The sequence below is a fragment of the Streptococcus sp. HMSC074F05 genome, assembly GCF_001808725.1.
Lineage (GTDB): Bacteria > Bacillota > Bacilli > Lactobacillales > Streptococcaceae > Streptococcus > Streptococcus parasanguinis_I.
In genome coordinates, this window is sequence record NZ_KV794403.1 from 2,749 (window position 1) to 26,387 (window position 23,639).

A 23,639-nucleotide genomic window follows, 5' to 3' on the forward strand; every position below is an offset into this window, starting at 1 on the left:
TACTTTTTCAGAAATATAATGACGATTGTTAGAGTTGTCGACGATGTAAGCATCGGCACGATAGTTTCCTTTATCGCCCTTATGCTCACTTGCCTTAATCGTTACGCGATAGCTACCATCAGTTTGCTTAGTTGCCTTGTGCCAGATAAGATCATCTTGTCCATTTTCTAGACTCCATGATGGGACTAAAACTTCCTTAATACCTAGTGGTGCTGTGATATTAGTGATCACAGCGTCGAAAGTCCCTGATTTAGCATTATTATTTTCAATAGTAAAACTTGCTTTAGGTTTTAACTGCTCAGGTGCCTTACTAATGAATACTTGAGTCGAGGTTCCGCCAACACCTGTCAATTGCCCATTGTTTTGAACATAGTAAAGGTGGACATTGTAAAGACCGGTTGAGTTTTTATGGTCCGCTGCTTTTACATTGACGGTATAGGTCCCATTTGCTTGACGGTTGGCTGTGTACCAAACAAGGTCATCTTGACCACCTGTTTCTGACCAGATTGGTACAGAAACTGTTCGAACTCCATTTGGCGCCTTAACATTTGAGATGACAACGTCAAAGCGTCCCGCCATGGTATCGTTATTGACAATGTCAATTTTCCCACTTAAGCTGCCTTCTGTCGGGTCAGCTGCGGGTTTTGCGTTCGCTGTAAAGCGACCTGTATAGTCCACACTGTGGTCAAAGAGGTGTTTCCCTGGAAGCAATTCCGCTTGAGAAGTGAACTGCCAAGCGCCAGCTTTCCCATTGTAACGCAAGCTTTTCGCATCGTTTACAGACAGTTTTGGAGAAGGATATTGCGCAACCCAGAAATTCTGAAGGCCAAATTGAGCGGTGTTGACTGGACCTTTCTTGCGAAGATTGTTTTCATCCAACCAGCTGGCACTGGTGTAGAACATCAAGTTGGTGTAGCCATTTTTACGCATTTCGTCAGCCCAAGCTTGGGTGGTGCGGTTGATGTTTGACTGCATCTTGGCATCCTCAAAGTCATTGACCATGAGGGTGTTCTTTGGAAGATTCAAGCGTTGCGCCGCTGCGATATAGAACCGTGCTTCTGCACGCGCTGCTTCTTCAGAAGTATAGCGAGAGAAGTGGTAGGTCGATACTTGCAGACCAGCTGCTTGCGCATTGCGAATTTGGTTCTCCGCATTCGGGTTCTTGTACCAAGTATCTTCTGTCAATTTGACAACGACACCACCCACGCCCTTATTAGCTAGGGTACGGTAGTCGCCAATACTAATATCTCCGTTGTGGCTACTCACATCAACGAATGATTTTGGTTGAACGGCCACATCCGTCGAGCGACCAGCAGGAGCGTGAGCACCTGTGTTAAAGAAGGTCGTCCTTCCTGTATCAGACGGAAGAGGAGTTTCTTCTTTCTCAGTAGTCGATGCTTCCGTAGTCTTCTCTACAGATGGGGTCACACTTTCTGAAGCAGTGGTCTTGCTTACAGGTACCACAGCTGGTTCGGTCACATTTGCTGGTGCTGCATAGTTGCTTGCGACAGGTGTTACCGACTTTTCAGCAACGGCTACTTCTGGCGCTTTTTCAGCTTGGACTTGGTTGCCTTCAGTAGTAGCGGCCTCGTTTGAAACCAGCTCATCTGCACTGACTCCCTGAGCAGATACAGCCATCAAGACTGCCGCTCCGGCATAAAAAATCAGATCTTTCTTTTTCATATCAACTTCCCTTTATACAAATTTTATACGTTAATCATTTTACCACACGGTTTCAGCAATGAAAAGTTTTAAATGACAAATTTTTAAAATTAGTGACATTTTTTTGAAAAACTAAAAAAAGAAGTCCGTCTGACTTCTTTTGATCTTATGCTAAATGATTTAAGGCCGTCTTTAAGTAGTGACCCTCTCGGATTTCCTGACCGACACGCTTGGCATTGTCCACCAAGTCTTGGTAATCAGCATCTGAAAGATTGTCGATTGTCTCCTTCAAATCATGGAGAGACTCTACTGCAATCCCGCAGCCCTTCTCAAGCACAAAATGAGACAAGGCTGACTGTTTCCACACGACAAGCGGGAAGCCCGATGCTAGATAAAGCGACGCCTTGTGGGAGTTGTTGTAACGGAGGTATTCTCCAAAAAAGCCACTACAGGTCTCAACGCTATCTCCATCCCAGACCAGACCAAAACCGCCCTCAAGGGCTGCAGGAAGTTCATCCGGTAGGAAGGAACCAAAGTAGGTTTCATTTGCAAGCGCTCTACTCTCATCAAAGCCAACACCATAAAGGTTATAAGACGGTGCTTCTGGAAGAGTATAAAGATAACCAGCTTTTTCCTTGGCCAAATTACCTGCCACAATTATCGGCTGGTCTTTTGTTTGGCCACTTTTTTCTTGAAAATCTGGAATCAAATAGTCAAAAATACCAAGGCTGACAATCTTATCTTCTACAACCCCCTTATCCACTAAAACAGATTTCATAACCGGGTTGTGAGCAATAATTCCTGTAACACTACGGAACGTATCACTTTCAGTTAGTTTCATCCGTAACTTCATTCTAAATGGTAAGGTTTTATCATTCACAAAACGCAGTGTTTCCAAATCATGAACTAAAAAATAGACGTCCGTACCCCTGTTTTTAAGTTTTTTTAGTAAATGGTTAAGAAACAAAGAATGATGTAACAAAGGAAATTGAATTATGATCTCATCATTTTTCTTTAGGTCTTTGAAAGCTCTAAAGAGAGCTCTATATTTATGAATTTGTGCCCTAAGAACATTCATTTGATACCAGTCATCCACCAAAACTTTCAAAGGAGAATAACCTAATTTATTTAAAATGGCTTCAACGTCATTACGTGCTTTATTTCCCGCATTTTTAGCATTATTGTCGTGTAAAAATTCTTCTTTTAAATAGTATTTCATCTTTTACTTCTCATTTTTCATACGTTGATTTTTTAGGATAATATTCATTTAAAATTTGCTTGAAATGAATGATGTTTTCTTCCCTAAAGTCCCCATCATCATTGACACAAAGCAGTTTTTTACGTCTATCTTTAAAGATAGATTCCAGCTTATCCACTTGATTTAAACCAATTGTTTCTCCGAAATTTTTAGACATAGGATAAAACTGATTACTTTCAATTTGCCAGTTAGAACAAACGTATTGATTGACATCTACCCCATAATCTCTAATCTTATTTCTGGATGTTCTATCCAAAGTTTCACCTTCGATGTCCCACAAATGTGACAAAGTACTCTTCTTCATCGGTACAGGCAAATGCTGATTCACATAACCCGTCGGTCCCCATGGTAAGAGTAACAAGTTTTTCAAAACCAAGGAACCATAACGAAAATTAAAAAATTTCCAAGGAGAGGATTTCATAGCCTTCTTATTAGGAAAATGGCGATAAATCAACTCAACATTATTGTGATAAGTATTTGTAAATGGTGACCATGGAACTAAAGCATCGTATACTGCTAAAAGCTTGGGGTGCCCATTTTTATAAAAATCAGAAGGTTGAGTATCCTTTATCATGAACATATCATCATTGAAGTAGATAAAATGTTCTGATAAGCCCTCAATACGATGAAGATTTAGCTCAATTGCTGCTGAATTATATGAAGGAAGGTAAGCTTCAGGCATAAATTCCCTATGAGTGATCAACTTAAGTTTTGGATGCTCCAAATTTAACCAGTCAGGCTTTTGCCCGTTGGTAATTAGATAAACATTATTCACCCAAGGAGCATGCTTTTCAATCATTCGAAACCAGTAATTAAAAATACCGTAATCACGATAACGTTGCTCTCCGTCGATTTCTTGGTCTATTTTTGACATTTGACCTGTCACGACTTGTTTCTCGCGGATAAACTCAGTATCACTTCCGTCGACCCAAAGAACCACGATATCAATTTTTTCTTGTGTCATTTAATAAATTCTTTCTCAACGACTTCTAGAGCACGCTCAATAACCACATGCATATCGTAGTATTTATAGTCTGCTAGGCGTCCACAGAAGATGACCTTGTCATTTTTCTCAGCTTCTTCTTGGTACTTAGCAAACATGGCATTGTTCTTTTCATCATTGATTGGATAGTAGGGCTCATCGCCTCGTTTCCAATCAGCTGGGTATTCACGGGTAATCACCGTCTTCGGTTGAGTCCCATACTCGAAGTGCTTGTGCTCAATGATCCGAGTATAAGGAATTTCACGCTCGGTGTAGTTGACCACAGCATTACCCTGATGATTTTCCTCATCCAAGATCTCGTGTTCGAACCGAAGGCTGCGGTATTCCAACTCCCCATGCTTGTAGTCAAAGTACTGATCAATCATCCCTGTGAAGACAACTTTTTCAGCAGAGCTTTCCAGTTCTTCACGATTGGCAAAGAAATCAACCCCAAGTTCTACTTCTACATCGCCCAGCATATTTTCGATAATGACATTGTAACCACCGATTGGAATCCCTTGGTAACGGTCGTTAAAGTAGTTATTATCAAAAGTCAAACGCACTGGGAGGCGCTTGATGATAAAGGGTGGAAGGTCTGTTGCAGAACGTCCCCATTGCTTCTCCGTATAGCCCTTGATCAACTTTTCATAGATATCTGGACCAATCAACTTGATGGCCTGTTCTTCAAGGTTCTTGGGCTCAACATCTTTCATATCCGCCGTTTGCTCTGCAATCTTGTCTTTGACTTCTTGAGGAGTCTTGGTTCCCCACATGGCATAAAAGGTATTCATGTTGAAGGGAAGATTGTAGAGGCTACCCTTGTAATTAGCTACCGGTGAATTGATATAGTTGTTAAATTCAGCAAATTGGTTGACATAATCCCAAACCTTTTTGTTTGAGGTATGGAAAATGTGGGCACCGTACTTGTGAACATTGATTCCTTCAACTTCTTCACAATAGATATTGCCACCAATGTGGTCCCGTTTATCAATCACTTTTACTTTTTTGCCACGCTTGGTTGCCTCATGAGCAAAAATTGCCCCCGATAGACCAGCACCAACAATCAGATAATCGTACATAGTTGTCTCCCTATTTTTTTATTAATTGCTGTTTCAACTCTTTCACATTCACTACTTTGAGGAGCAAAATCAAGGTCCCATAGATGACCCCACCTAGGCCAGCATACAGAACGACATTCAGCGTCGGCGAAAGGTGGACGATGGACTTGACTAGTAGCAAAAGACCATACATGAGGCCTGAAGCGAACACAATCTTCATCATTGAGCCCATAATCGGCACTTCTTTAAGATACGTTCGTGTGAAGTAGAGTTGAATCCCCCATACCAAAGCTTCTGTCAACACTGAAACAATCGAAGCTCCAATAAAGCCCAGTTTTGGTAGGAAGATGAGGTTCAATCCGACACTGACAATGGCAGGAACAGTTGTCGAAATCATAAATTCTTTATTTTTATTATGAGGGATTAGAATTTGAATCCCCATGATATTGGTCCATCCGATAAAGAACATTCTAAAAATCATGATGGCAATGGCATAACGTGCATCCTGGAAATCCTTCCCTAGGAAGAATTGAACAAAATCATCATTGACAATCAGCATGCCGGCAATAATCGGGAAAATGACCAAATTATAAATCAAAAAGGACATTTGATGCATCTTGTTAACCGCTTTGTGGTCCCCTGAGGATAAGAGGCTCGATACCCGAGGCAACATGACACTCCCCAGTGAAGTCACCAAGGTTAACAAAATATTGACCAATTTTAAGGCCTGGTCATAGATCCCTACATCCTTTGTAGATGCGAGAGCCCCCAGCATGGTTCGGTCCAAAGTGACATACAAGGAAATGGCAATCTGCGGTAAAAAGAGCAGAATGACCGGTTTTAAATGCACCCGTGCATAAGCTAAATCAAAATGTGCTTTCCCAATAAATTCACGAGCGGGTAGCCACATACTGAGCTGACCTAAAAGCTCAAAGATCGTTAATAAGAATACATAGAGATACAGATCATTGGCAGATTTGACAAACAAGAAGATGGAGGTGACTCCAACCAGTTTGACCGTGATATTCCGAATCGTAATCTTACGGAAATCCTCTAATCCCTGAAAGAGCCAGGAAATGTCGAGTCCCTTAGAAATCAAGCTAAGTCCTAAGATATAAGCGACAGGATTTTGCATAGAAGATAGAGTTACACACAAAAGAACATAGAGGGCAAGAGATAAAATCGTAGCCCCCAACTGGAGAGTATAAATCCCCCAGAAATTCTTTTGGATGTCTTTTCGGTGTCCTGAAATCTCCTTAGTTCCATAATTAGCCACTCCTAGCGTCGCCAAAAGGAGAAAATAAGTAACAATGGAGTTGAAATAGCCATAGGTCCCCAAGTCATTTGAACTAAAGACCCGCGTCACATAAGGGGTGGTGATAATCGGCAAGATAATCACCAGTAACTGGTAGGAGAGATTATAGGCGTAATTTTTAAGAACTTTCATGATCATTCAATTCTATCTTTTATTTTGTATTGAACTGGCACAAGGCTAGCAAAAAGTGTAAAAATAAAAATATTATATCCTGGTCTTATCCAAAAAGCTTCTATCATACAATTAATTGTAATAAGCGATAATAAAGCTAAGAATAGGAACATACCCTGTTTATAAATTCTCTTTGATGCAAGTACATAAATCAATACCAGTAATACTACAGGAACAACTCCGTAGTAAAATAACATTTGAATATAAGAGGAATCTACATAGTTATAACTGTATACTGATTCTGTTGTGCCACCATATCCTATAAACTTAACCCCGGTTGCTCCAAACAAATGTAATCCATAGGTCTCTATTGCATTTTTCCCTAAAAATAACCTCATACTGAATAAGTTGTTCAAACTCACAAATAATGAAGAAGACCAGGTAAAGAAGTACGATAAGTAAAACATTAAGAAAGAAAATATAGCTGCAAAATAAGGTAGGATCCCATAAATTTTAAATTTTCTTTCTTTAGTAACATACATAACAATAAAAATGAAAGTTGCTACAAGTACAGAAAGGGCATTTAACCTAGCATCACAAAATTTGATGATAAAAAATGCTAAACTAATACCTACCAAGGTTCGTAGTATGATGAACCTTTTCCGTAGTACATATCCCCAAGCAATAAATAAATAAAAACAGTGAGACGCAAAGTCAGTTGGATAAATGAAACCAAAGGAATTTCTAATCACAAGGCCAGACGAACGGACCTGAGCAAATTGTAAATTAGGAATAACTCCCAGAATTGAAAGTAAGAACACTCCGAACACTATCGTTCCTGACACAATAACGTATGTTTTTAAGATAACATCAATATCTGCATCATATAATAACAAAATCAATAATGAATAAAGTAGGAAATTAGTCCCGCCCGTATGCATGAATACGATAGAACTTGTTAGTAGTAATAAAATAGCAGTTAAGATATAAAAGAACGTGAATTTTTTTATATACAAAAATCTAAAACATAATAATAATGAAAAACAGATTAATAAAACAACCGGAAGGTTTGGGATTATTCTGTTTAACATTGTTGTCATAAGAGTATCGTACCCAACAATGAGAGTCAATACTAGAATAACCAAAAGGTTCTCAAACTTAATTTTTAACATAATCCCTTTTTCTCTTAATAAAATAGCTACACCTATTTAAAAGCAATTTTACGTAAAATTGGATTCATTTTCATTTTTTCAATAAAGATGACTGTCCGAAATTTTTTTTGGGTGAGAAGATCAATACTCAATCTTCTAAGAAAAGAAGAAATATCTCGCTGTCTTAATAAGGTCTTATAAGACCCAATCATTTGATTCCTATTTCCTGAAAAAATATGATCAAAAGCTTTATTAGTAATAATAGATTGCAGTAATTCTATCTTTTCTTTCCTTCTCGCATTTAAATTAGAAATTTGAAAGGCTGCACTTACAATAATTTTTGTCTTAATTTCTTGAATTAATGTGGCATCTTCTATTTGGAACTTTTCAAGTAATTTTTGCAATGCTTGAAGTTCATCTAATTGTATTTCGATTCTTCTAGGATGAAAACTGGTCAATGCTGAACCGCTTCTACCAGCAATATAATTATAAAGAGTCGATTCAATAAAAAGAATGTTATCTAAATGTCGATAAACTTGAAAATTGAATGAAGTATCCTCTCCTATTGGTTTACTAGGAAACTGAATATCGTGTTTTAAAATAAATGACTTGTTATAGATTCTTGACCAAACATTATACATCATATCAGTTTTGAATAACTCTATAAATTGATTTCTAAATTCATTCTTTCCAAGAAGACCACAATGCGTATACAAATGAGGGCGACAAGACAAAATAGTGTCCTTATTTTCTTTAATTTCGTTGTAGCCAAAACAAAGAACATCCCATTTATCATTGAGGTTAGGAAATATTTTTTCAAAGAAATCCTCAGATACGAAGTCGTCAGGATCCATAAAAAATAAATAATTACCTCTCGACAAAGAAATACCTAAGTTCCTAGCTTCTGACACTCCGTTATTTTCAATATGCCTAACACAAACGTTAGAAAAATTATTTTGATACTTATCACAAATCGCACCGCTATTATCACTTGAACCGTCATCAATTAACACAATTTCATAATTGATTGGCGACGATTGCATAAGTATGGAATCTAGGGCTCTTTTTAAATAACCTTCAACATTAAATACTGGAACAATAATACTCAAATCTATATTATTCATTACTCTTCATCCTTAATTTATGACGAATAAATTCTAGTGTCCATTTTTCTTTTTTTAATTTCTTTAACATTGTTGATCTAATATATTCCCAATAGAATTTATTTCTTGTTACCTCTACTAGCTCTTGCTTAGAAATTTTCTCTCCAATAACTAATTGATTTGGTATAACATAAAATGAATCAACCAATTTAAACTCAGGACATTTAATCATCCTCTTTTGGAAATGTGCATATAGAGGACGCTTAACCACTATATCACCATCGATTAAATTTATCGATTCCAAACCATTTTCCTCTGACCAAAAATAATAGCGTTTCGGTTCATTTTCACCATATTCCCTAAATGAGAAATGACTAATATCAATATCATCAAAAAACTTATCTTGCAGTTGTTTGAAATGACATTTTTCAAAAAGCTTTTGGATGCCTTCTGCCTCATCAAAAATAAAATTTTGTTCACTAGTATAGACATTGTGATAATCTAATCGATAGTATGAACCTTGCCCAGACATAAAAACACGATTAACTTCTCTTGAATTCTTAAAAATTTGAAGATGACCTAAAAGACCATATCGAGCATAGTCATTCTCAAAAAAGCTATGTTCTTCCAGAAATTGATAAATATCACCAAGTAAGACGTCTGTATCACAAAATCCCCAGTAGTCGTATCCCTTCAACTCCTCTTCAAAGATAAACCCATAAGCAACTTTATAGTCACATAATTTATAAGGTGTTTTGAGAGAAATTTCAAAATCAAATTTAGACTGTACTTTTTTTCTTAAATCATCAAACGAAAGAGTCTTAAATTCAATATTCTCAGCGTTCAAAATTTCCAATTGGTCAATATTTTGATCCGTATAAATTAAGAAATCAATCTTTTGATTACGTTTGGCGGTCAACAAAAAATATGGGAAAAATTTTGGAAGTCTTCCGAAATATGGAATAATAAGTCTTATTCTTTTCATTTAGTTAGATCCTCTCCACCCTTATTCAACCAAGTAACAGCATTAAAATAACGGTGGTACGTTTTCAAATCGATGCCAACGTGTCCTTGCTTTTCAGCTGATTTAAAGTGGACCAATGAAGGTAGGTCACTATAATTCTTTGAAGAGAAAATCACCTTACTCTTGTATGGAAGCTCTTCAAACTCTTTCATCAGCTCATAAGTACAAGCATCATTGTCATTGAACTTGAAATACAAATTATCCCAATGCATTCTCTTCAAACGACGATTCCATTTTTTAGTAGCTTCTTCTTCATCTGCATAATGCAAGAAATGAAGTTCAATATCATCAAGGAGTGCTAGAGGATAGGCATTATCAAAGTCTTTGATATATTTTGATTCCTTAACAAATTTCAAAGGGATGTTTCCGCTCAAATAATGTTTTAAATTCTTAAGCATCTTAATGTAATCAGGTGAAAAGATAAACATCCCTACAAATGGCGTTTGGTAAGGCAAACCCAATTCTTGATAAACTTTTCCTGCCCAACAATTATCACAAATAATCGTGAAATTCTTATTCTTGAGTCTTCGCCGAGGAATAAAGTTAATGATTGGATAAACGATTGGTTTTAACTTGTTCTTAATTGTTTCAGTATTCATCTTAATAGTTCTTATACAACTCCGAAAAATTCCGAATATAACTTTGTAATGAGAATAGTTCTTTTTGGCGTTTAACAGATGCCTTTCCAAATTGTTCTCTCTTCTCAGTGTTCTCAGCCAATTCTTGAATAGCCTTGGATAATTCAGAAGGTTGATTTGGTGTGGCAAGAAGGCCGTTTTCGCCTTCCTTAACCATTTCACAGACACCACCATGACGGTAACCGACTACAGGTTTACCACAAGCCATCGCTTCTAGTACGACTGTTGGTAGTGGATCTGGATTGGTACTTGGCAAGACAAAGATATCAAACATATTATAGAGTTCTGTTGTCTTGCTATAATAGTCAATTCGCTTGATTTGTCCAGCTACTGGTGAGTCTGATATAGCCTTCTCCAACTCCTCCACGCGCCACTCTTCACCTTCAAATGCACTTCCTGCCAAAAAGGCTACTGCTTTTGGATTAGCCTGTAAGATTGGCGTCACAGCTTCTAGGAAGTCGCCTTGACCTTTCCAAGCATTCACTCGACCAACCATTCCGATCACCAAAGCATCCTGGGCGATACCAAACTGATCACGGACCGCACTAGCATCCATCACCTGATAAACAGCATTGTCAACACCATTATAGATGACTTGAACTTGGTCATCTTTTACAAAACGAGACTGCTTGACATGATTAGCAACAGCATTTGAAACTGTCACAATCGTATCCGCATAGCGCCCCATCAAAAAGTTGATGAAATCAGAGATTGCTTTTGGTTTGACGATAATTTCATGCACATGCCAAATCAAAGGTAATTTCAACTTACGTTTAAGATAAATCCCCTCAAGTACCGCAGTCGTATTATTGTGAATAAGAGTAATGCCATTCTCCTTAGCATACTGAGCAATTTGTTTGGAGTAACGGTTATAGGAGCCAAAGTACTCAAGAATGCCTTTTGGATTAAAATATTTCCGGCGCAAAATTGGGTAATCAATAACTTTAACCTCAGCACCGACCTCTTCTAAAGCACCCACTAAGACACCGTCATTGGGTAAAATAACGTGTGCTTCAAAAGCATCTTTATCCAAACCCTTAATAAGCTCCAACAAAACCTTGTCAGCACCATACATTTCGGCACCAGCGTGAAGATATAAAATTTTCTGCATTTCTATCCTTTAAATACTTTCTCGTAGTCTGTAACAATTTTTTCCCAAGTAAAGGCTTCAGCAATCCGTTGACTTGATTTTTGATTGAGATCTTCGATTGCTTGAGTATCCATTTGTTCAGCCTGATCGATGACATGTGCCAATTGATCTTTCTTCCAATAGAGCGCCCCATCTTCACCGACTTCACGGTTAAAGCCAACATCCAACAAGAGATTGAGCTTAGTAGACTCAAGAGCCTCAAGAAGGGATGGATTGGTACCACCTACTTCATGACCATGGAAGTAAGCAAAGGCATTCTCACGGATGTATTTGAGCAATTCTTGATCATAGACCGTCCCGACAAACTTCACTCGAGGATCTTGATCAAATCCTGTATCTTTACGCAACTGTTCATAGAACTTGTTTTGTTCTACATTGGTAATTAGAACAAAATCTTTTTGGGAGTTTGACTGCATAAAGCCACGAATCATGGCCTCATAGTTGTTTTCCGGTACAAAACGTCCCACGACAAGGTAGTAATCTCCTTCAGTAACTTGCTTATCTGCAAACCAAGTCCGTACTTTCTCGTCTTCTTTACTCAGGATAGACTTGCTTGTATCGGTTCCATAAGCAATATAGGTCGTCTGTGGCTGATACTTAGCATAATCCTTCTGAATATAAGCTTCGATGTTCTTACTATCACAAATCAAAAGATCAGCATGTTTGACCATGAGTTGCTCAGAAAACTTCCAATACTTGCGGACTGGAAGACTCCACTTGGCACGAAGCCACTCATGACCATCCGGATTGACCATCAGAGTTCCTCCGATAGCCTTGATTTTCTTTTTTATCCTTGAAATAAAGGGACCAATCCGACAAGCCAAGACATAAAAGATTGGTGCCTGGTCCTTGTTTTCCTTTGCGATTTCAATCGCCTTATTAAGTGCTGCAATATCGTAAGCAATGGCACGTGCAGGACCAATATTAGGGACATCAATGTTGTAGCAAATTGCACCGTTATGTTCAAAAGTATCTGCAGTAATCCCTGATTTGGCTGAATTCTCCCGCATACAAGCTACATAATACTGGATATCTTTATCTTGTTGGAATTCTGTCAACTTTTCAACAAAGGTCTCAAAACCACCATATTTTGCTGGAATCCCTTTGGAACCAACGATATAAATTGATTGTGTCATTTTTCTCCTAACATGGAAAGGACGAAGTAGGCATTTTCCTACTTCGCTCCTTCTTTTCTAAGTACAACCTTCACGGTCTTGAGCAGGATCTGAATATCTCTCCAGATCGTCCAACCATCCATGTATGCAACGTCGAGTTTGACCACTTCGTCAAAATCTGTAATCTCACTGCGTCCGCTCACTTGCCAAATGCCTGTAATCCCGGGCTTGAAGCTGAGGCGGCGTTTTTGGGCTGGCGTATAGTCTTGGTATTCGTCTACCGTTGGAGGACGAGTTCCGACTAGACTCATATCGCCGATCAGAACATTGTAAAATTGTGGCAATTCATCCAGACTGGTCTTACGGATAAAGCGTCCGATTGGTGTTACCCGTGGATCGTTTTCCATCTTAAACATCCCACCAGTCATGGTATTTTGCGCCATCAGATCTTTTTTAATCTCTTCGGCATCCACGCGCATAGAGCGGAATTTATAGAAGTTAAAATACCGTCCGTTCTTTCCGACCCGCTTCTGTACAAAGAAAGCAGGTCCACCATCTTTGCGGATTAGAGGGACCAAAACGATACTCACTAGTCCACAAATCAAGAGACCAAAGAGGGCGCCTACAACATCTAAGAGACGTTTAGCAAAGACGTGACTTGGTTTATAGAAATTGGTTGAGAAAGTGACGACACTTAGTCCCCCGACTTCTCGAACCCGTTTATTGCCCAAGGAAGCGAAGTTAAAGGCATTGAGATTGACCGATACATCGATCCCCATACTCTCAAACTCCGAGACGAAATCACTAATATTGTAGTCCTCACTTGGCAGATTGATAAACACTTCATCCACCACTTCCTTGGTCACAAAGTTCATCATTTGATCCGGCTGCACCACCCGTACACCCGAATGGGTAAAATCCGTATCATCCATGACAGTGACACCAATCAGTTCCCCATGATAGAGGCTAGGTGAATGCAGAATATCAAATACCTTTTCCATCCGACTGGTCGCTGTGATCAAGAAAATCTTTCGCGAACTTTTCCGTCGTGGCGAAACAGACTTCCGGTATCTCTTGAGCAAGAGATCCATGATATAGACGGAAAACGTATTGAAAAGAAAGAAGTAGATCATCCCCCGACGAGAGATGGAAAAGACCCCATCGAGCATAAAAGAGGTAAAGGTGATCCCAACAGCGAAAAATACATTGTATTTCAAGACCTGAAAGAGCTCATCTAGATAGCCTCTGCTATAAAAACGATAGGCAATATTGCTAATGTAAAAGGATACAAAATGCAAGAGATAGAGAATGGCAATTGTCTGCGACGTGTATTCTGCATCCTTAAAAAGACTCACAATGTAAGCCGAAAATAGGACAGCTAAACTTTGAAAGAGAACAATATTTAATTTTTCCAGTTCGATTCTTTCTTCTCCCATTTTCCCTCGATCCTATTCTTTACTTTTTCCCGTACTCTCCGTAAGATCCATATCCACCGTATGAACCATACTCAGCAGCTTTAATGTTAAATTTATTGAGCACGACTCCTAAGAAAGGGGTGCCTGTTTGTTCTAATTGTTCCTTAGCCTTTTGGACAGCCTTGCGTCCATTGGCACCAGATTCTGTGATCAAGACAGTTCCATCACAGCGTTGGGCGATAATGGCCGCATCAATCACGACCCCGATTGGAGGCGTATCGACAATGATGTAGTCAAAATGCTCACGCAAGGCATCCATCATCACAGTGAAGTTCTTGCTTTGCAAGAGACCTGTTGGGTTTGGCGCTACCTGTCCAGACTCGATGATATCCAAATTTGGAAAATCAGTCGCATACAAGATTTGGTCCAATTGGCTACGACCAGATAAGAAGTCGGTCAAGCCTTGGATCTTATCCCGGCTACGGAAAACCCCTGTCATGACAGAGTTCCGGATGTCACAGTCTACCAAAAGGGTCTTGTAACCCGCACGCGCAAAGGCAACGGCCAAGTTGGTTGAAGTGGTTGATTTCCCTTCATTTTCTTGAACAGATGAGATAGCGATGACTTTTAAGTCCACCCCACTCAATTGGATATTCGTCGCAAGGGCATTGAAGTATTCTTCTGCCTTCCGAATTTCTTGTAATTTATTTTTTGAAATTTCTAACGTATTCATGCGATCCCCAGTCTACAGTTTCTTAATATCTGGCACAATACCAAGTAAGGTTAAGCCCATCAACTCTTCGATATCTTCTGGTCTCTTGACACGATCGTCCAAGACTTCTACTACGACCATGAGAACCACCATGAGGCCTGCTCCAGCAATGAAGCCAAGAAGGACATTGCGTCGGATATTTGGTGAAGAAGGTGATTGAGGCACTTCTGCTTCATCCAAGGTCGTAACATCTGACACCTTGGTCACAGCAATGATCTTTTCAGCTGCTACATTCCGAAGGCCATTGGCAATACGAGCTGCCTCTTTTGGATTTCCGTCCTTAGCCGTGATCGAAAGGATACGAGTATCTGTAGGAACGGATACACTGATCTTTTTCGACAACTCAGCAGGTGTCATATCGAGTTTCAATTCTTCGATGGCTTGACTCAAGACATTTTGAGAAAGAATGATTTCACGGTAGTCCTTAACCAAGTAAGAACCCGCCTGCAAATCAGAGTTTGTCAAGGCATTGTTGTCTTGGTTTTGACGACTGACCACATAGATCCGGCTAGTACTTTGGTATTCTTTCTTGGCTAAAAAGGCACTGTAGCCAAATGCTGCAATGGCAAAGACAAGAGCGACCAAAACGATCGAAAACTTGCGTTTCCATAGGGTCTTCAGCATAGCGAAAACATCAATTTCCACTGCTTGATTTTCTTGATTGTTCATTTCCTAATTACTCCTTCATGTGGATCTCTCCACCTGTTTCCTGGTTAGATTAATTCATCCGCTAACAAGAGTTCTTGATTGCTGACAAAGAGAGCTTGTGCTCGTTGTTCTCCGTATTCTTCCTTGATCAAGCGATAGGCTTCTGCCATATAAGGCGGCCGTTTATCTACATTGTGCATATCACTGGCCACAAAGTGCACCAAGTCTTTTTCTAAGAAGTACCGAGCTCGTTTTTTCAGTTGTTTTTGCTCATCCCCAAATAGGCGAGGCTTGAGAACGCTGGAACTATTGATCTGCATGTAGCAGCCCATGTCAATCATCTCTTGCACGCGCTCCTCATTTTTCTCCAAGCACTTGTAGCGCTCAATATGGGCCACCACCGGTGTCACACCTAGATGGAGCAAACGGTCCAAGGCCGTATGAATCTCCTTGTAAGGCGTTCCCATGCTGAATTCAATTAGTGCAAAGCGCGTCTCTGCCAAACGTGGAATGATCTTTTCTTCCAGTTTTTTCAAGACATCATTGGTAAAGTAGATCTCTGCCCCGTAATGAATCGTTAAATCTGGCGCGACCTCTGCCGCAATTTTTTTCACTTCTTGAAAATTTTCAGAAATCTTTTCTTCGGGAGTTTCAAACATTCCCTTGCGACGATGAGAAGTGGAGATAATGGTCCGTACCCCTTGGTGATAGCTTTCTTCCAATAAGGCGCGTGTATCTTCTCTTGTCTTTGGTCCATCATCCACATCAAAGACGATGTGCGAGTGGATATCAATCATTTTTCTTTTCCTTCCATTACTTTTTGAATGGTTTCCTTAGCCTTGGTCAAGCTGGCTTGATCCAACTCCATGACATAGAGGTTGTAACCAGGCATAGCATAAGACGGCAAGTCATTTCGTCCTTGACCGGTAATCGCTTGAGAAGTCACCTCATAAGAACCACCCGTTTCTAACTGGGTATTGATCAAGTTCATCATAGTCGGCAACTGCATATTGGTTTGGACAGAATCTTGGAGGTTTCCGATAATCTCATTGTAGTTGCTTAAGACCTTGGTAGAGGTCAACTTTTTGATAATGGCCGCAATGACTTTTTCTTGGTTTTTTCCACGGTCATTGTCGCCGCCTTGAAGAGAGTAGCGTTCTCGAACAAAACCAAGCGCTTGCTCTGAATTCAAATGGACTTTACCAACTGGGAAATGGAACTTCCCGTGCAGGCTCGTGAATTCTTGGTCATTTTCCACATCGATTCCCCCTAGAAGGTCAATCAACTTGAGGAAGGAGGTGAAATTGAGACGAACATAGTAGTTGAGCTTGATATCATAGAGATTCTCAAGGGTATGAATGGAAGCATCCACACCGTAGATCCCCGCATGGGTCAACTTATCATTTTGGTTGTTACCACCATCTGCAATCGGTACATAGGCATCCCGCGGCGTCGTTGTCAATAGAACTTGCTTGGTCTTCCGATTGACGGTCATGATGATATTGACATCTGATCGAGAAACCGAAGTTACTGGGCCATAGGTATCGATCCCGCTGACATAGATGTTAAAGACATCCGCATTGGCAGACACCTTGCTCGTCGCTGCCACTTCTTTTCGAATCTTGTAGGAATAGATTTTCTTCAACTTCTTCGCATAGTCCGCATCTTCTGCAGCGATGGTATCTTCAAAAGTACTGTTGAGCACCATAGCAGAAGCATTCCCTTCTTGCAGGCTCTTATAGGCATCTAGATAAGTCGGTGCATCCACTACAGAAATTTCCTGACCCTTGGTCTTTTTGATGTTGTCCAAGAGGGCCGTGAGATTGGCTTCATTATTGTTGCCCTTTGGTGCCACCACTTCCTTGATTTCTTTGATATCTTTGATGTCACTGTCTTTCTTGACATAGACAGCCATCTCAAACTCTGTATAGTTAGAGTGACCATTGACGTTGCTGGTCAGATTCAAAAGCTGTTGACTAGCAAACAATACTCCTGAACTAGCCAATAAGCCGAAAAGAAGCAGGACCAACGTTGTCTTTTTGGCCTGGTTTTTGATCACAAACCAAGCTGACAAGAGCAAGAGAAGAGCTAGTAGTGCAATCACGAGAACATTGACATAGCGAAAAGCCAAGATGTTATTGGCCAACATGGTATAGGTCGCCCAACTCACGGTCATAAGCAAAAAAATAAGCAATACGGAATTAACGATTCGCAATTGCCCCCACTTATGCTCTGAACGACGACTCCGTCTCCTTTGTGACATAAATACCTCCAATTAGTCCTAATCATATTTATTGTAACATATTTTTAGCAAAAAATGCATTAATTATCACTTTTTTGTCCGTTATGGACATTTGGGAAGTAAGCGCTTTCTAAAATAAGCAAAATCCCTTGTATACTTATGCAGAGAATCCAAAAAAACCGGGTGAAACACCCGGTTTTTGAAGATCCTACAAAAGATCATCCCGCTTGACTTGCTCAAAACTTTCCTTGCCATCATTGAGCTTGTGCCAGATGACAACCTTTCCTTCTTTCAATGATTTTTGAACATCAATAATCCGCTGGTTGGAAGACCCACGAAACTGCAACATGAGGTTGCGTTTGCTCTTATCATACCGTCCATCGACCAAGATATCAATCAGCGACAAGAGCTCCAGTTTATCAGGCGTTTCTAACATCATTTCTTCCCAAGTGTAGCCCGTCCATGACCAGATATCTTTGTCGGGCAACTCTTTTCTCACGCGCTTGACCAAGGGCAGAAGGATGCCGGTATTAAGAAAGGGTTCCCCCCCAAGTAGGGTCAAACCTTGAACATAAGGCTGGGCAAGATCTGCCATAATCTGTTCTTCCAACTCTTTGGTGTAGGGGATACCCGCCTTGAAAGACCAGGTCGCTACATTGTAACAGCCCTCACAGTGAAACATGCAGCCGGCCACATAAAGGGAGTTGCGGACTCCTTCGCCATCGACAAAGTTAAAAGCCTTATAGTCAATGATGCGCCCTTGACTCAGTTCCTCACTCTTCCATTCGCCTGGTTTAGGTGTATTCCATGTCATCCTTCTACTCCACTTCTATCCAATAACGCTCCGTTCCATTTCGAACATCTTCAAATTGACCGCCATTAGCTAAGATAACCGCTCGACTGGCCGGATTTTCCGTGCTACAAGTTACCAGAGCACGATGGATGTTCTTTTCTTTAGCCACTTGCAGACCTTGATGGAGAGCTTCCTTGGCATAACCTTTTCCCCTTTCAGAAGGACGGATGGAGTAGCCGATATGACCAGCATAATTCAGCAATCCCTCGTTTAGTCTCAGCCGTAGATTCAAAAAACCTAAAGCATGACCTGATTCATCAAACAATACGAACTGAATTGATGGAACGCGATTTTCAGGCAAGTTTATTCCCATTTCTTTATTAAGGTTAGTTTCTAGCCACTCCTCATAATCAAAGTTCTCAGCATCCCAAAAGCCGCCGTCGTGGGCCGACTGGGTCTCTTCGAACTCTGCCATCATGTTTAGAATGGTTTCTTTATCTGCTAAAGTTGGTCTACGTAATTCCATCTTTACCTCCCCCCCATACGAGAAAAGCGAGAGCGGACTCTCACTTTACAACATAAACAATCATTTTTAATAAAATGAGTTAATAAATACTGAATCAATAAGATGACGCTTATTTATTAAACTTTTTCAAGAATCTACTGAGACTTTCCGCCGTGGGAAAAATGCCTGAAACCAACAAGTTTCAGGCATCCGGAATTATTGAGACCCTAGGCTCAATAATTAGTCATGGAACTTCGTAGAAGTTCGCTGACGTCCGTACCCCACCCAAGGAAGTCTCAAAAGAGAATTCCATCTTCAATATGAAGCGAGAATTCTCACCTTTATTTTTTCTTGTTCTTATTTAAAAATTGTTCTCTCAGGCTGGCTACTCGGTCTTTTTTATTGATTCCACCCTTTGAATGCTTTTCGTGGAATCGTTGAACCTGAGCCTTGCCCTTATCATCTAATTGGTATTTTCCCATAATGTCCTTTTCTAATCTGTCACTTGGTGTCCAGCTGATTTGATCGTGGATCCATTCATGTGTTTGACACGTGCAGCGATTTCCTTATGACGGCCATTGACCATGGGACGAGCTTGCGGGTTTCCTAGATAACCACAGGTCCGTTTGACCACATCAACCGTTTTCGGATCGCTATTGCCACAGTTTGGACAAGCAAATCCGCGCTCAGTCGGCGTGAAGTCTCCCTCAAAATCACACTTGTAACAACGGTCAATCGGCGTATTGGTTCCCAGATAACCGACCCGGTCATAGGCATAATCCCAAACCGCTTCAAGGGCTTTTGGATTTTGTTGGAGAACAGGGTATTCACAATAGTGGATAAAGCCACCAGAAGCCCCAGCTTCAGGATAAACTTTTTCAAAATCCAACTTCTCAAACGGCGTTGGGTTTTTACGAACATCGTAGTGGAAACTATTGGTGTAGTATTCCTTGTCTGTGATATCCGGAACCTTACCAAATTTCTCCGTATCCAGGCGACAGAAGCGGTCTGTCAAGCTTTCTGATGGTGTCGAATAGATAGAGAAGTGGTAATCATACTGATCAGACCATTCTTCCACGCGCGCTTTCATATCCTTGATGATATCGATCGTGAATTGTTTGGCTTCTGGATTGTGTTCCCAATTTGGACCATAAAAGACGGTTGCGACTTCATAGAGTCCGATATAGCCAAGAGAAACGGTTGCTCTGCGATGACGGAAGAGCTGATCTACCTGATCGTACTTGCCCAAGCGTTTCCCAAAAGCCCCATATTGGTAGAGAATCGGCGCATTGGCTGGTGTCGCTTCTTTGGTGCGTTCCATCCGGTAAACCAAGGCATCTTCAGCGATGTTCATCCGTTCATTAAAGATTTGCCAGAACTTCTCCTTGTCTCCGCCAGATTCCAAGGCAATCCGAGGTAAATTGACTGTCACAACCCCTAGGTTCATTCGGCCAGAATTGACTTCTACGCCATTCTCATCCTTCCAACCTTGAAGGAAAGAACGACATCCCATCGGCACCTTGAAGGAACCTGTCAACTCGACAATCTTGTCATAAGACAAAACGTCTGGATACATGCGCTTCGTCGCACATTCCAAGGCCAATTGCTTGATATCATAGTTAGGGGTTCCAGGTTCTAGGTTGAGCCCCCGCTTGAGGGTAAAGATCAGTTTTGGAAAGATAGCGGTCCGATGTTCCGATCCAAGTCCCTTGATTCTGATTTCCAAAATCGCCTTTTGGATTTCCCGCTCGAAGCGATTGGTTCCAAGACCAAAGCCAAGCGAAGTAAAGGGAGTTTGCCCATTTGACGTAAAGAGGGTATTGATCTCATATTCCAGCGATTGCATGGCATCATAGATATCTTTTTGAGTCTTGCTCCAAGCATAGTCCTCTTGCTTTTCAGGAAGCACCCACTCTTTGGCATCTGCCAAGTGTTTTTGGTAGTTCTTTTCTGCATAAGGGGCCAGGACCTCATCGATCCGGTCAGCTGAACAGCCCCCGTACTGACTAGAGGCTACATTGGCAATAATCTGCGAAATTTGAGCCGTTGCAGTTTGGATGGATTTAGGACTTTCTACTTCTGCATTCCCAATCTTAAAGCCATTTCTGAGCATGCCTTCAAAATCGATCAAACAGCAGTTAGTCATCGGTGTATAAGGGCTATAGTCCAAATCATGGTAGTGGATATCCCCTTTTTGGTGGGCATTGGCTACGTGTTTGGGCAACATTTTGAGACCAATAGACTTACCAACAATCCCTGCTGTCAAGTCCCGTTGCGTGTTAAAGACATCACTGTCCTTGTTGGCGTTTTCATTCACGACGGCTTGGTCCTTATTGAGGAGTTTGCCAATCGTAAAGTTGATATCCGTCGCTTTTGAGCGCTCAAAATCACGCTGGGTGCGATAAGTAATGTAGCTCTCTGCAATCGCATATTCATTAGCTTGAAGCAATTCATGCTCGACGACATTTTGAATCTCATAGATCTTCACGCCATTTGGAAAACGTTCCAAAATCTCTGCGATCACACGATCGACAATGGCTTCTAGTTTGGCTTCCATCACGGGAGTGAGAGAAGTCACTTCTTCTGTTGCCTTCAACAAGGCTTTATAAATTTTTTCAACATCGAATGGAACACGACGGCCATCTCGTTTTTCAACAAAAATATCCGGGGCCATTCTCAGTTTTTCTTCTCTCAAGGTGATCATACCAAACATGCCTCTCTTCATTTATTTACATACAAGTTGTATTATACCACTCCAAAAATAAAAATCAATATCTTGTGGAAAATTTTATAAAAAACTTTCTAAAGCACAAGATATTGATTTTCTTAAGAGCGTTGATAGAGTTTGAAATGACGGTATTTCTTCTCAACGAGATGATAATTTTCTTTGAGCAAGTCCTTCATATTGGAGGTCAATTCTACCTGATTGTTGACCACAATATACTTGGGTTCAGACCGATCGATTTGTTGGATCACATTGGTCCGATTTTCATTAATTCCCAGATAAGACGTTGGGGTCAATAAGGCAGAAGCTGCCAAACGATCGCTTTCTTGATAGAGAGTAGCTGTCGTATCCCAAGCATAGATGGTATCTTGCGACTTGGTGTGATGTTTAATGTAGCTGGCAATAGCGCTCCGTTCACTCGATTGACCAGACTGAAGCACGACATCTTGAACCACTGGATTCGCCAACAGATAGACAAGGGCTACTAGCGGTAAGAAAACTTGGCTCGTAAAGTAAGCGGCCCAAACTTCCTTGTTTTTCTTCTTACGGCCACGACGCTCGATCTCGTCGTTCGCTTCAATCCCTCGTGAGAACCAGATCGCAAACAAAGGAAGAACAAATGGCAACATCGGTAACAATTGGTAAGCTCCCTGTTCAGGAAGACCAATCGACACGATGAGGACCACCAAGCTACCTGCCCATCCCATAAAGCGGAAGATCCGGCGAGCACTGCTATTTTGCTTCGTAAAGGACATCAAAAAGGCAGAGACCAGACCAAAGGCGAGCGCCAACAGTCCATAATAAATGGCATTACTGAAGGTCTGTCCATTGCTAAAATTCAAGGCATTAAAGACATAGGTCACTTGGTTAATGGCATAACCAAAAGTCTGATTCAAAACGGTGATATAGCCAATTGGATAAAAGACGAGTGAAAAACCAAGGAGAGCTGCCAACAGTTGATAAAAACCACGCGCCCATCTCTTCTGCTTGATATTAAAGGCTGTTAAACCAAGGAAGGCCAATAAATAAAACAGGGCACTGGTCATCGGATCAATCAAGAAAGCCACGGCCGCAATCGCACCGTAAAGGATAAAGCCTTCGTCCTTACGATGCCCAATCAGATAAGCCAAAATGAAATTCATGCTGGCAAATAGGATTGGAAGGCTAAACAAGGTCACATAAGTCCCTCCAAAACCAAGGCCTAGCACCAAGAAATAAAAGAGTAGCTGGACATTCTTCGCTGTATCTTTATCAGACACCAACAGGCGCACAACCCGATAGAGATAAGTACCCGCAAAGAAGAGGGCAATCGCTTGGAGGATCATCAAGATCCAATGTCCACCAGCTAAACTTCCCAACCAGTTGATCGCATAATAGAGAAGACCATTGGTTCCGTAAAAATCACCAAACGGGACTTGACCTTTGGTCATTGCCCAGCCAGCATACAAGTTTTGAGATTGCTGATCGGTTGCAAAACGGGTCAAAAATGGGACCCCGACATGCAGCAAACTAATCAAGAGACTCAATACAAAAGGAATCGCTAGGGGCACTGGACGCTTGGATTGACGACGGATCTGCTCAACTGCCACATCTGCTTCTAGCTCTTCCGTATCCTCTTCTACCTTAGATGCTTCCGCTTTTGTCGCTTCAACTCCCGCCTTACGGGAACGACGACTCATCCGACTGAGCGTTTGCTCCGCTTCCTGTTCCGATTCTTGTGTAGGTTCTGCTACTGCTTCTGGCTTGGTATCACTAATGGACTCTGATACCTCCATTGCAACCGGCTCCTCCAAGACTTCTGCCTGCTGGCTATGAGTCGGTTCTTCTTCACGAAAAATCGATTTATCCAGCACTTCGCGAATTTCACGTGTATCCTGGAAACTATCTCCCACATGAATCCCTAATTTTTTCGAAGTCATTTCTTGCTCTTTTTCGCTCATTCTTTTTCCTTTTCTTCACTATTCCTCTGCTT

The 23,639-nt window shown here is 40.9% G+C and carries 21 protein-coding genes; all 21 read right to left on the reverse strand.

Annotated elements, in window-relative coordinates; all coding sequences use genetic code 11:
• Positions 1–1,683, reverse strand: a 1,683-nt coding sequence (locus HMPREF2685_RS00785; protein ID WP_186821431.1) for a GBS Bsp-like repeat-containing protein, incomplete at its 3' end; no start/stop codon positions are given.
• A gap of 145 nt (positions 1,684–1,828) precedes the next feature.
• Positions 1,829–2,881 (reverse strand): glycosyltransferase, encoded by a 1,053-nt coding sequence (locus HMPREF2685_RS00790; RefSeq protein ID WP_070464669.1) that lies wholly within the window; start codon positions 2,879–2,881, stop codon positions 1,829–1,831.
• Between the two features lie 10 nt (positions 2,882–2,891).
• Positions 2,892–3,884: a Stealth CR1 domain-containing protein gene (locus tag HMPREF2685_RS00795; RefSeq protein WP_070464672.1), complete on the reverse strand. Its 993-nt coding sequence runs from the start codon at positions 3,882–3,884 to the stop codon at positions 2,892–2,894.
• Entirely contained in the window at positions 3,881–4,981 is a 1,101-nt protein-coding gene (glf, locus tag HMPREF2685_RS00800) for a UDP-galactopyranose mutase (RefSeq protein ID WP_070464674.1), read from the reverse strand. Before glf ends, HMPREF2685_RS00795 begins: the two co-directional genes overlap by 4 nt.
• A gap of 10 nt (positions 4,982–4,991) precedes the next feature.
• Positions 4,992–6,407 carry a flippase gene (locus HMPREF2685_RS00805; protein ID WP_070464842.1) on the reverse strand — a complete coding sequence of 472 codons (1,416 nt, stop codon included), beginning with the start codon at positions 6,405–6,407 and terminating at the stop codon, positions 4,992–4,994.
• A 2-nt stretch (positions 6,408–6,409) separates the two neighbouring features.
• Positions 6,410–7,558 (reverse strand): hypothetical protein, encoded by a 1,149-nt coding sequence (locus tag HMPREF2685_RS00810; RefSeq protein WP_049474183.1) that lies wholly within the window; start codon positions 7,556–7,558, stop codon positions 6,410–6,412.
• 32 nt (positions 7,559–7,590) lie between these two features.
• Complete coding sequence (locus HMPREF2685_RS00815) at positions 7,591–8,661, reverse strand: glycosyltransferase family 2 protein (RefSeq protein WP_070464677.1); 1,071 nt, start codon at positions 8,659–8,661, stop codon at positions 7,591–7,593.
• Positions 8,654–9,625 carry a DUF6625 family protein gene (locus HMPREF2685_RS00820; protein ID WP_070464679.1) on the reverse strand — a complete coding sequence of 324 codons (972 nt, stop codon included), beginning with the start codon at positions 9,623–9,625 and terminating at the stop codon, positions 8,654–8,656. Before HMPREF2685_RS00820 ends, HMPREF2685_RS00815 begins: the two co-directional genes overlap by 8 nt.
• Complete coding sequence (locus HMPREF2685_RS00825; RefSeq protein ID WP_070464684.1) at positions 9,622–10,263, reverse strand: DUF1919 domain-containing protein; 642 nt, start codon at positions 10,261–10,263, stop codon at positions 9,622–9,624. Before HMPREF2685_RS00825 ends, HMPREF2685_RS00820 begins: the two co-directional genes overlap by 4 nt.
• A gap of 1 nt (position 10,264) precedes the next feature.
• On the reverse strand, positions 10,265–11,413 hold the full coding sequence (locus tag HMPREF2685_RS00830; protein WP_070464686.1) for a glycosyltransferase family 4 protein: 1,149 nt from the start codon (positions 11,411–11,413) through the stop codon (positions 10,265–10,267).
• Between the two features lie 2 nt (positions 11,414–11,415).
• Positions 11,416–12,588, reverse strand: a complete 1,173-nt coding sequence (gene cps2T / locus HMPREF2685_RS00835) for a beta 1-4 rhamnosyltransferase Cps2T (protein ID WP_061455837.1) — start codon at positions 12,586–12,588, stop codon at positions 11,416–11,418.
• A gap of 38 nt (positions 12,589–12,626) precedes the next feature.
• Positions 12,627–14,003 (reverse strand): sugar transferase, encoded by a 1,377-nt coding sequence (locus tag HMPREF2685_RS00840; RefSeq protein WP_070464688.1) that lies wholly within the window; start codon positions 14,001–14,003, stop codon positions 12,627–12,629.
• A 19-nt stretch (positions 14,004–14,022) separates the two neighbouring features.
• The gene (locus tag HMPREF2685_RS00845) at positions 14,023–14,715 is read right to left on the reverse strand and encodes a tyrosine-protein kinase (protein ID WP_023919867.1); all 693 of its coding nucleotides are present in this window, start codon (positions 14,713–14,715) and stop codon (positions 14,023–14,025) included.
• Positions 14,716–14,727: 12 nt separating this feature from the next.
• Positions 14,728–15,423, reverse strand: a complete 696-nt coding sequence (locus tag HMPREF2685_RS00850) for a Wzz/FepE/Etk N-terminal domain-containing protein (protein ID WP_023919869.1) — start codon at positions 15,421–15,423, stop codon at positions 14,728–14,730.
• A gap of 44 nt (positions 15,424–15,467) precedes the next feature.
• On the reverse strand, positions 15,468–16,199 hold the full coding sequence (gene cps4B, locus HMPREF2685_RS00855) for a capsular polysaccharide biosynthesis protein Cps4B (protein ID WP_070464689.1): 732 nt from the start codon (positions 16,197–16,199) through the stop codon (positions 15,468–15,470).
• Complete coding sequence (locus HMPREF2685_RS00860; RefSeq protein WP_070464691.1) at positions 16,196–17,665, reverse strand: LCP family glycopolymer transferase CpsA; 1,470 nt, start codon at positions 17,663–17,665, stop codon at positions 16,196–16,198. Before HMPREF2685_RS00860 ends, cps4B begins: the two co-directional genes overlap by 4 nt.
• Positions 17,666–17,852: 187 nt before the next feature.
• The gene (nrdG, locus tag HMPREF2685_RS00865; RefSeq protein WP_070464694.1) at positions 17,853–18,458 is read right to left on the reverse strand and encodes an anaerobic ribonucleoside-triphosphate reductase activating protein; all 606 of its coding nucleotides are present in this window, start codon (positions 18,456–18,458) and stop codon (positions 17,853–17,855) included.
• A gap of 4 nt (positions 18,459–18,462) precedes the next feature.
• On the reverse strand, positions 18,463–18,963 hold the full coding sequence (locus tag HMPREF2685_RS00870) for a GNAT family N-acetyltransferase (protein ID WP_023919877.1): 501 nt from the start codon (positions 18,961–18,963) through the stop codon (positions 18,463–18,465).
• Between the two features lie 320 nt (positions 18,964–19,283).
• Positions 19,284–19,424, reverse strand: coding sequence for a hypothetical protein (locus HMPREF2685_RS10375; RefSeq protein WP_003002079.1), 141 nt, complete (start codon positions 19,422–19,424; stop codon positions 19,284–19,286).
• 11 nt (positions 19,425–19,435) lie between these two features.
• Positions 19,436–21,646, reverse strand: a complete 2,211-nt coding sequence (gene nrdD, locus HMPREF2685_RS00875; protein WP_070464845.1) for an anaerobic ribonucleoside-triphosphate reductase — start codon at positions 21,644–21,646, stop codon at positions 19,436–19,438.
• 122 nt (positions 21,647–21,768) lie between these two features.
• Positions 21,769–23,607 carry an MFS transporter gene (locus tag HMPREF2685_RS00880; protein WP_070464697.1) on the reverse strand — a complete coding sequence of 613 codons (1,839 nt, stop codon included), beginning with the start codon at positions 23,605–23,607 and terminating at the stop codon, positions 21,769–21,771.
• Positions 23,608–23,639 lie beyond the last annotated feature (32 nt).

Excerpts from the sequence above, each read along its gene's own strand:
- HMPREF2685_RS00790 (WP_070464669.1), bottom strand. The coding sequence starts at position 2,881 with ATGAAATACTATTTAAAAGAAGAATTTTTACACGACAATAATGCTAAA.
- HMPREF2685_RS00795 (WP_070464672.1), bottom strand. The coding sequence starts at position 3,884 with ATGACACAAGAAAAAATTGATATCGTGGTTCTTTGGGTCGACGGAAGT.
- glf (WP_070464674.1), bottom strand. The coding sequence starts at position 4,981 with ATGTACGATTATCTGATTGTTGGTGCTGGTCTATCGGGGGCAATTTTT.
- HMPREF2685_RS00805 (WP_070464842.1), bottom strand. The coding sequence starts at position 6,407 with ATGAAAGTTCTTAAAAATTACGCCTATAATCTCTCCTACCAGTTACTG.
- HMPREF2685_RS00810 (WP_049474183.1), bottom strand. The coding sequence starts at position 7,558 with ATGTTAAAAATTAAGTTTGAGAACCTTTTGGTTATTCTAGTATTGACT.
- HMPREF2685_RS00815 (WP_070464677.1), bottom strand. The coding sequence starts at position 8,661 with ATGAATAATATAGATTTGAGTATTATTGTTCCAGTATTTAATGTTGAA.
- HMPREF2685_RS00820 (WP_070464679.1), bottom strand. The coding sequence starts at position 9,625 with ATGAAAAGAATAAGACTTATTATTCCATATTTCGGAAGACTTCCAAAA.
- HMPREF2685_RS00825 (WP_070464684.1), bottom strand. The coding sequence starts at position 10,263 with ATGAATACTGAAACAATTAAGAACAAGTTAAAACCAATCGTTTATCCA.
- HMPREF2685_RS00830 (WP_070464686.1), bottom strand. The coding sequence starts at position 11,413 with ATGCAGAAAATTTTATATCTTCACGCTGGTGCCGAAATGTATGGTGCT.
- cps2T (WP_061455837.1), bottom strand. The coding sequence starts at position 12,588 with ATGACACAATCAATTTATATCGTTGGTTCCAAAGGGATTCCAGCAAAA.
- HMPREF2685_RS00840 (WP_070464688.1), bottom strand. The coding sequence starts at position 14,003 with ATGGGAGAAGAAAGAATCGAACTGGAAAAATTAAATATTGTTCTCTTT.
- HMPREF2685_RS00845 (WP_023919867.1), bottom strand. The coding sequence starts at position 14,715 with ATGAATACGTTAGAAATTTCAAAAAATAAATTACAAGAAATTCGGAAG.
- HMPREF2685_RS00850 (WP_023919869.1), bottom strand. The coding sequence starts at position 15,423 with ATGAACAATCAAGAAAATCAAGCAGTGGAAATTGATGTTTTCGCTATG.
- cps4B (WP_070464689.1), bottom strand. The coding sequence starts at position 16,199 with ATGATTGATATCCACTCGCACATCGTCTTTGATGTGGATGATGGACCA.
- HMPREF2685_RS00860 (WP_070464691.1), bottom strand. The coding sequence starts at position 17,665 with ATGTCACAAAGGAGACGGAGTCGTCGTTCAGAGCATAAGTGGGGGCAA.
- nrdG (WP_070464694.1), bottom strand. The coding sequence starts at position 18,458 with ATGACATGGAATACACCTAAACCAGGCGAATGGAAGAGTGAGGAACTG.
- HMPREF2685_RS00870 (WP_023919877.1), bottom strand. The coding sequence starts at position 18,963 with ATGGAATTACGTAGACCAACTTTAGCAGATAAAGAAACCATTCTAAAC.
- HMPREF2685_RS10375 (WP_003002079.1), bottom strand. The coding sequence starts at position 19,424 with ATGGGAAAATACCAATTAGATGATAAGGGCAAGGCTCAGGTTCAACGA.
- nrdD (WP_070464845.1), bottom strand. The coding sequence starts at position 21,646 with ATGATCACCTTGAGAGAAGAAAAACTGAGAATGGCCCCGGATATTTTT.
- HMPREF2685_RS00880 (WP_070464697.1), bottom strand. The coding sequence starts at position 23,607 with ATGAGCGAAAAAGAGCAAGAAATGACTTCGAAAAAATTAGGGATTCAT.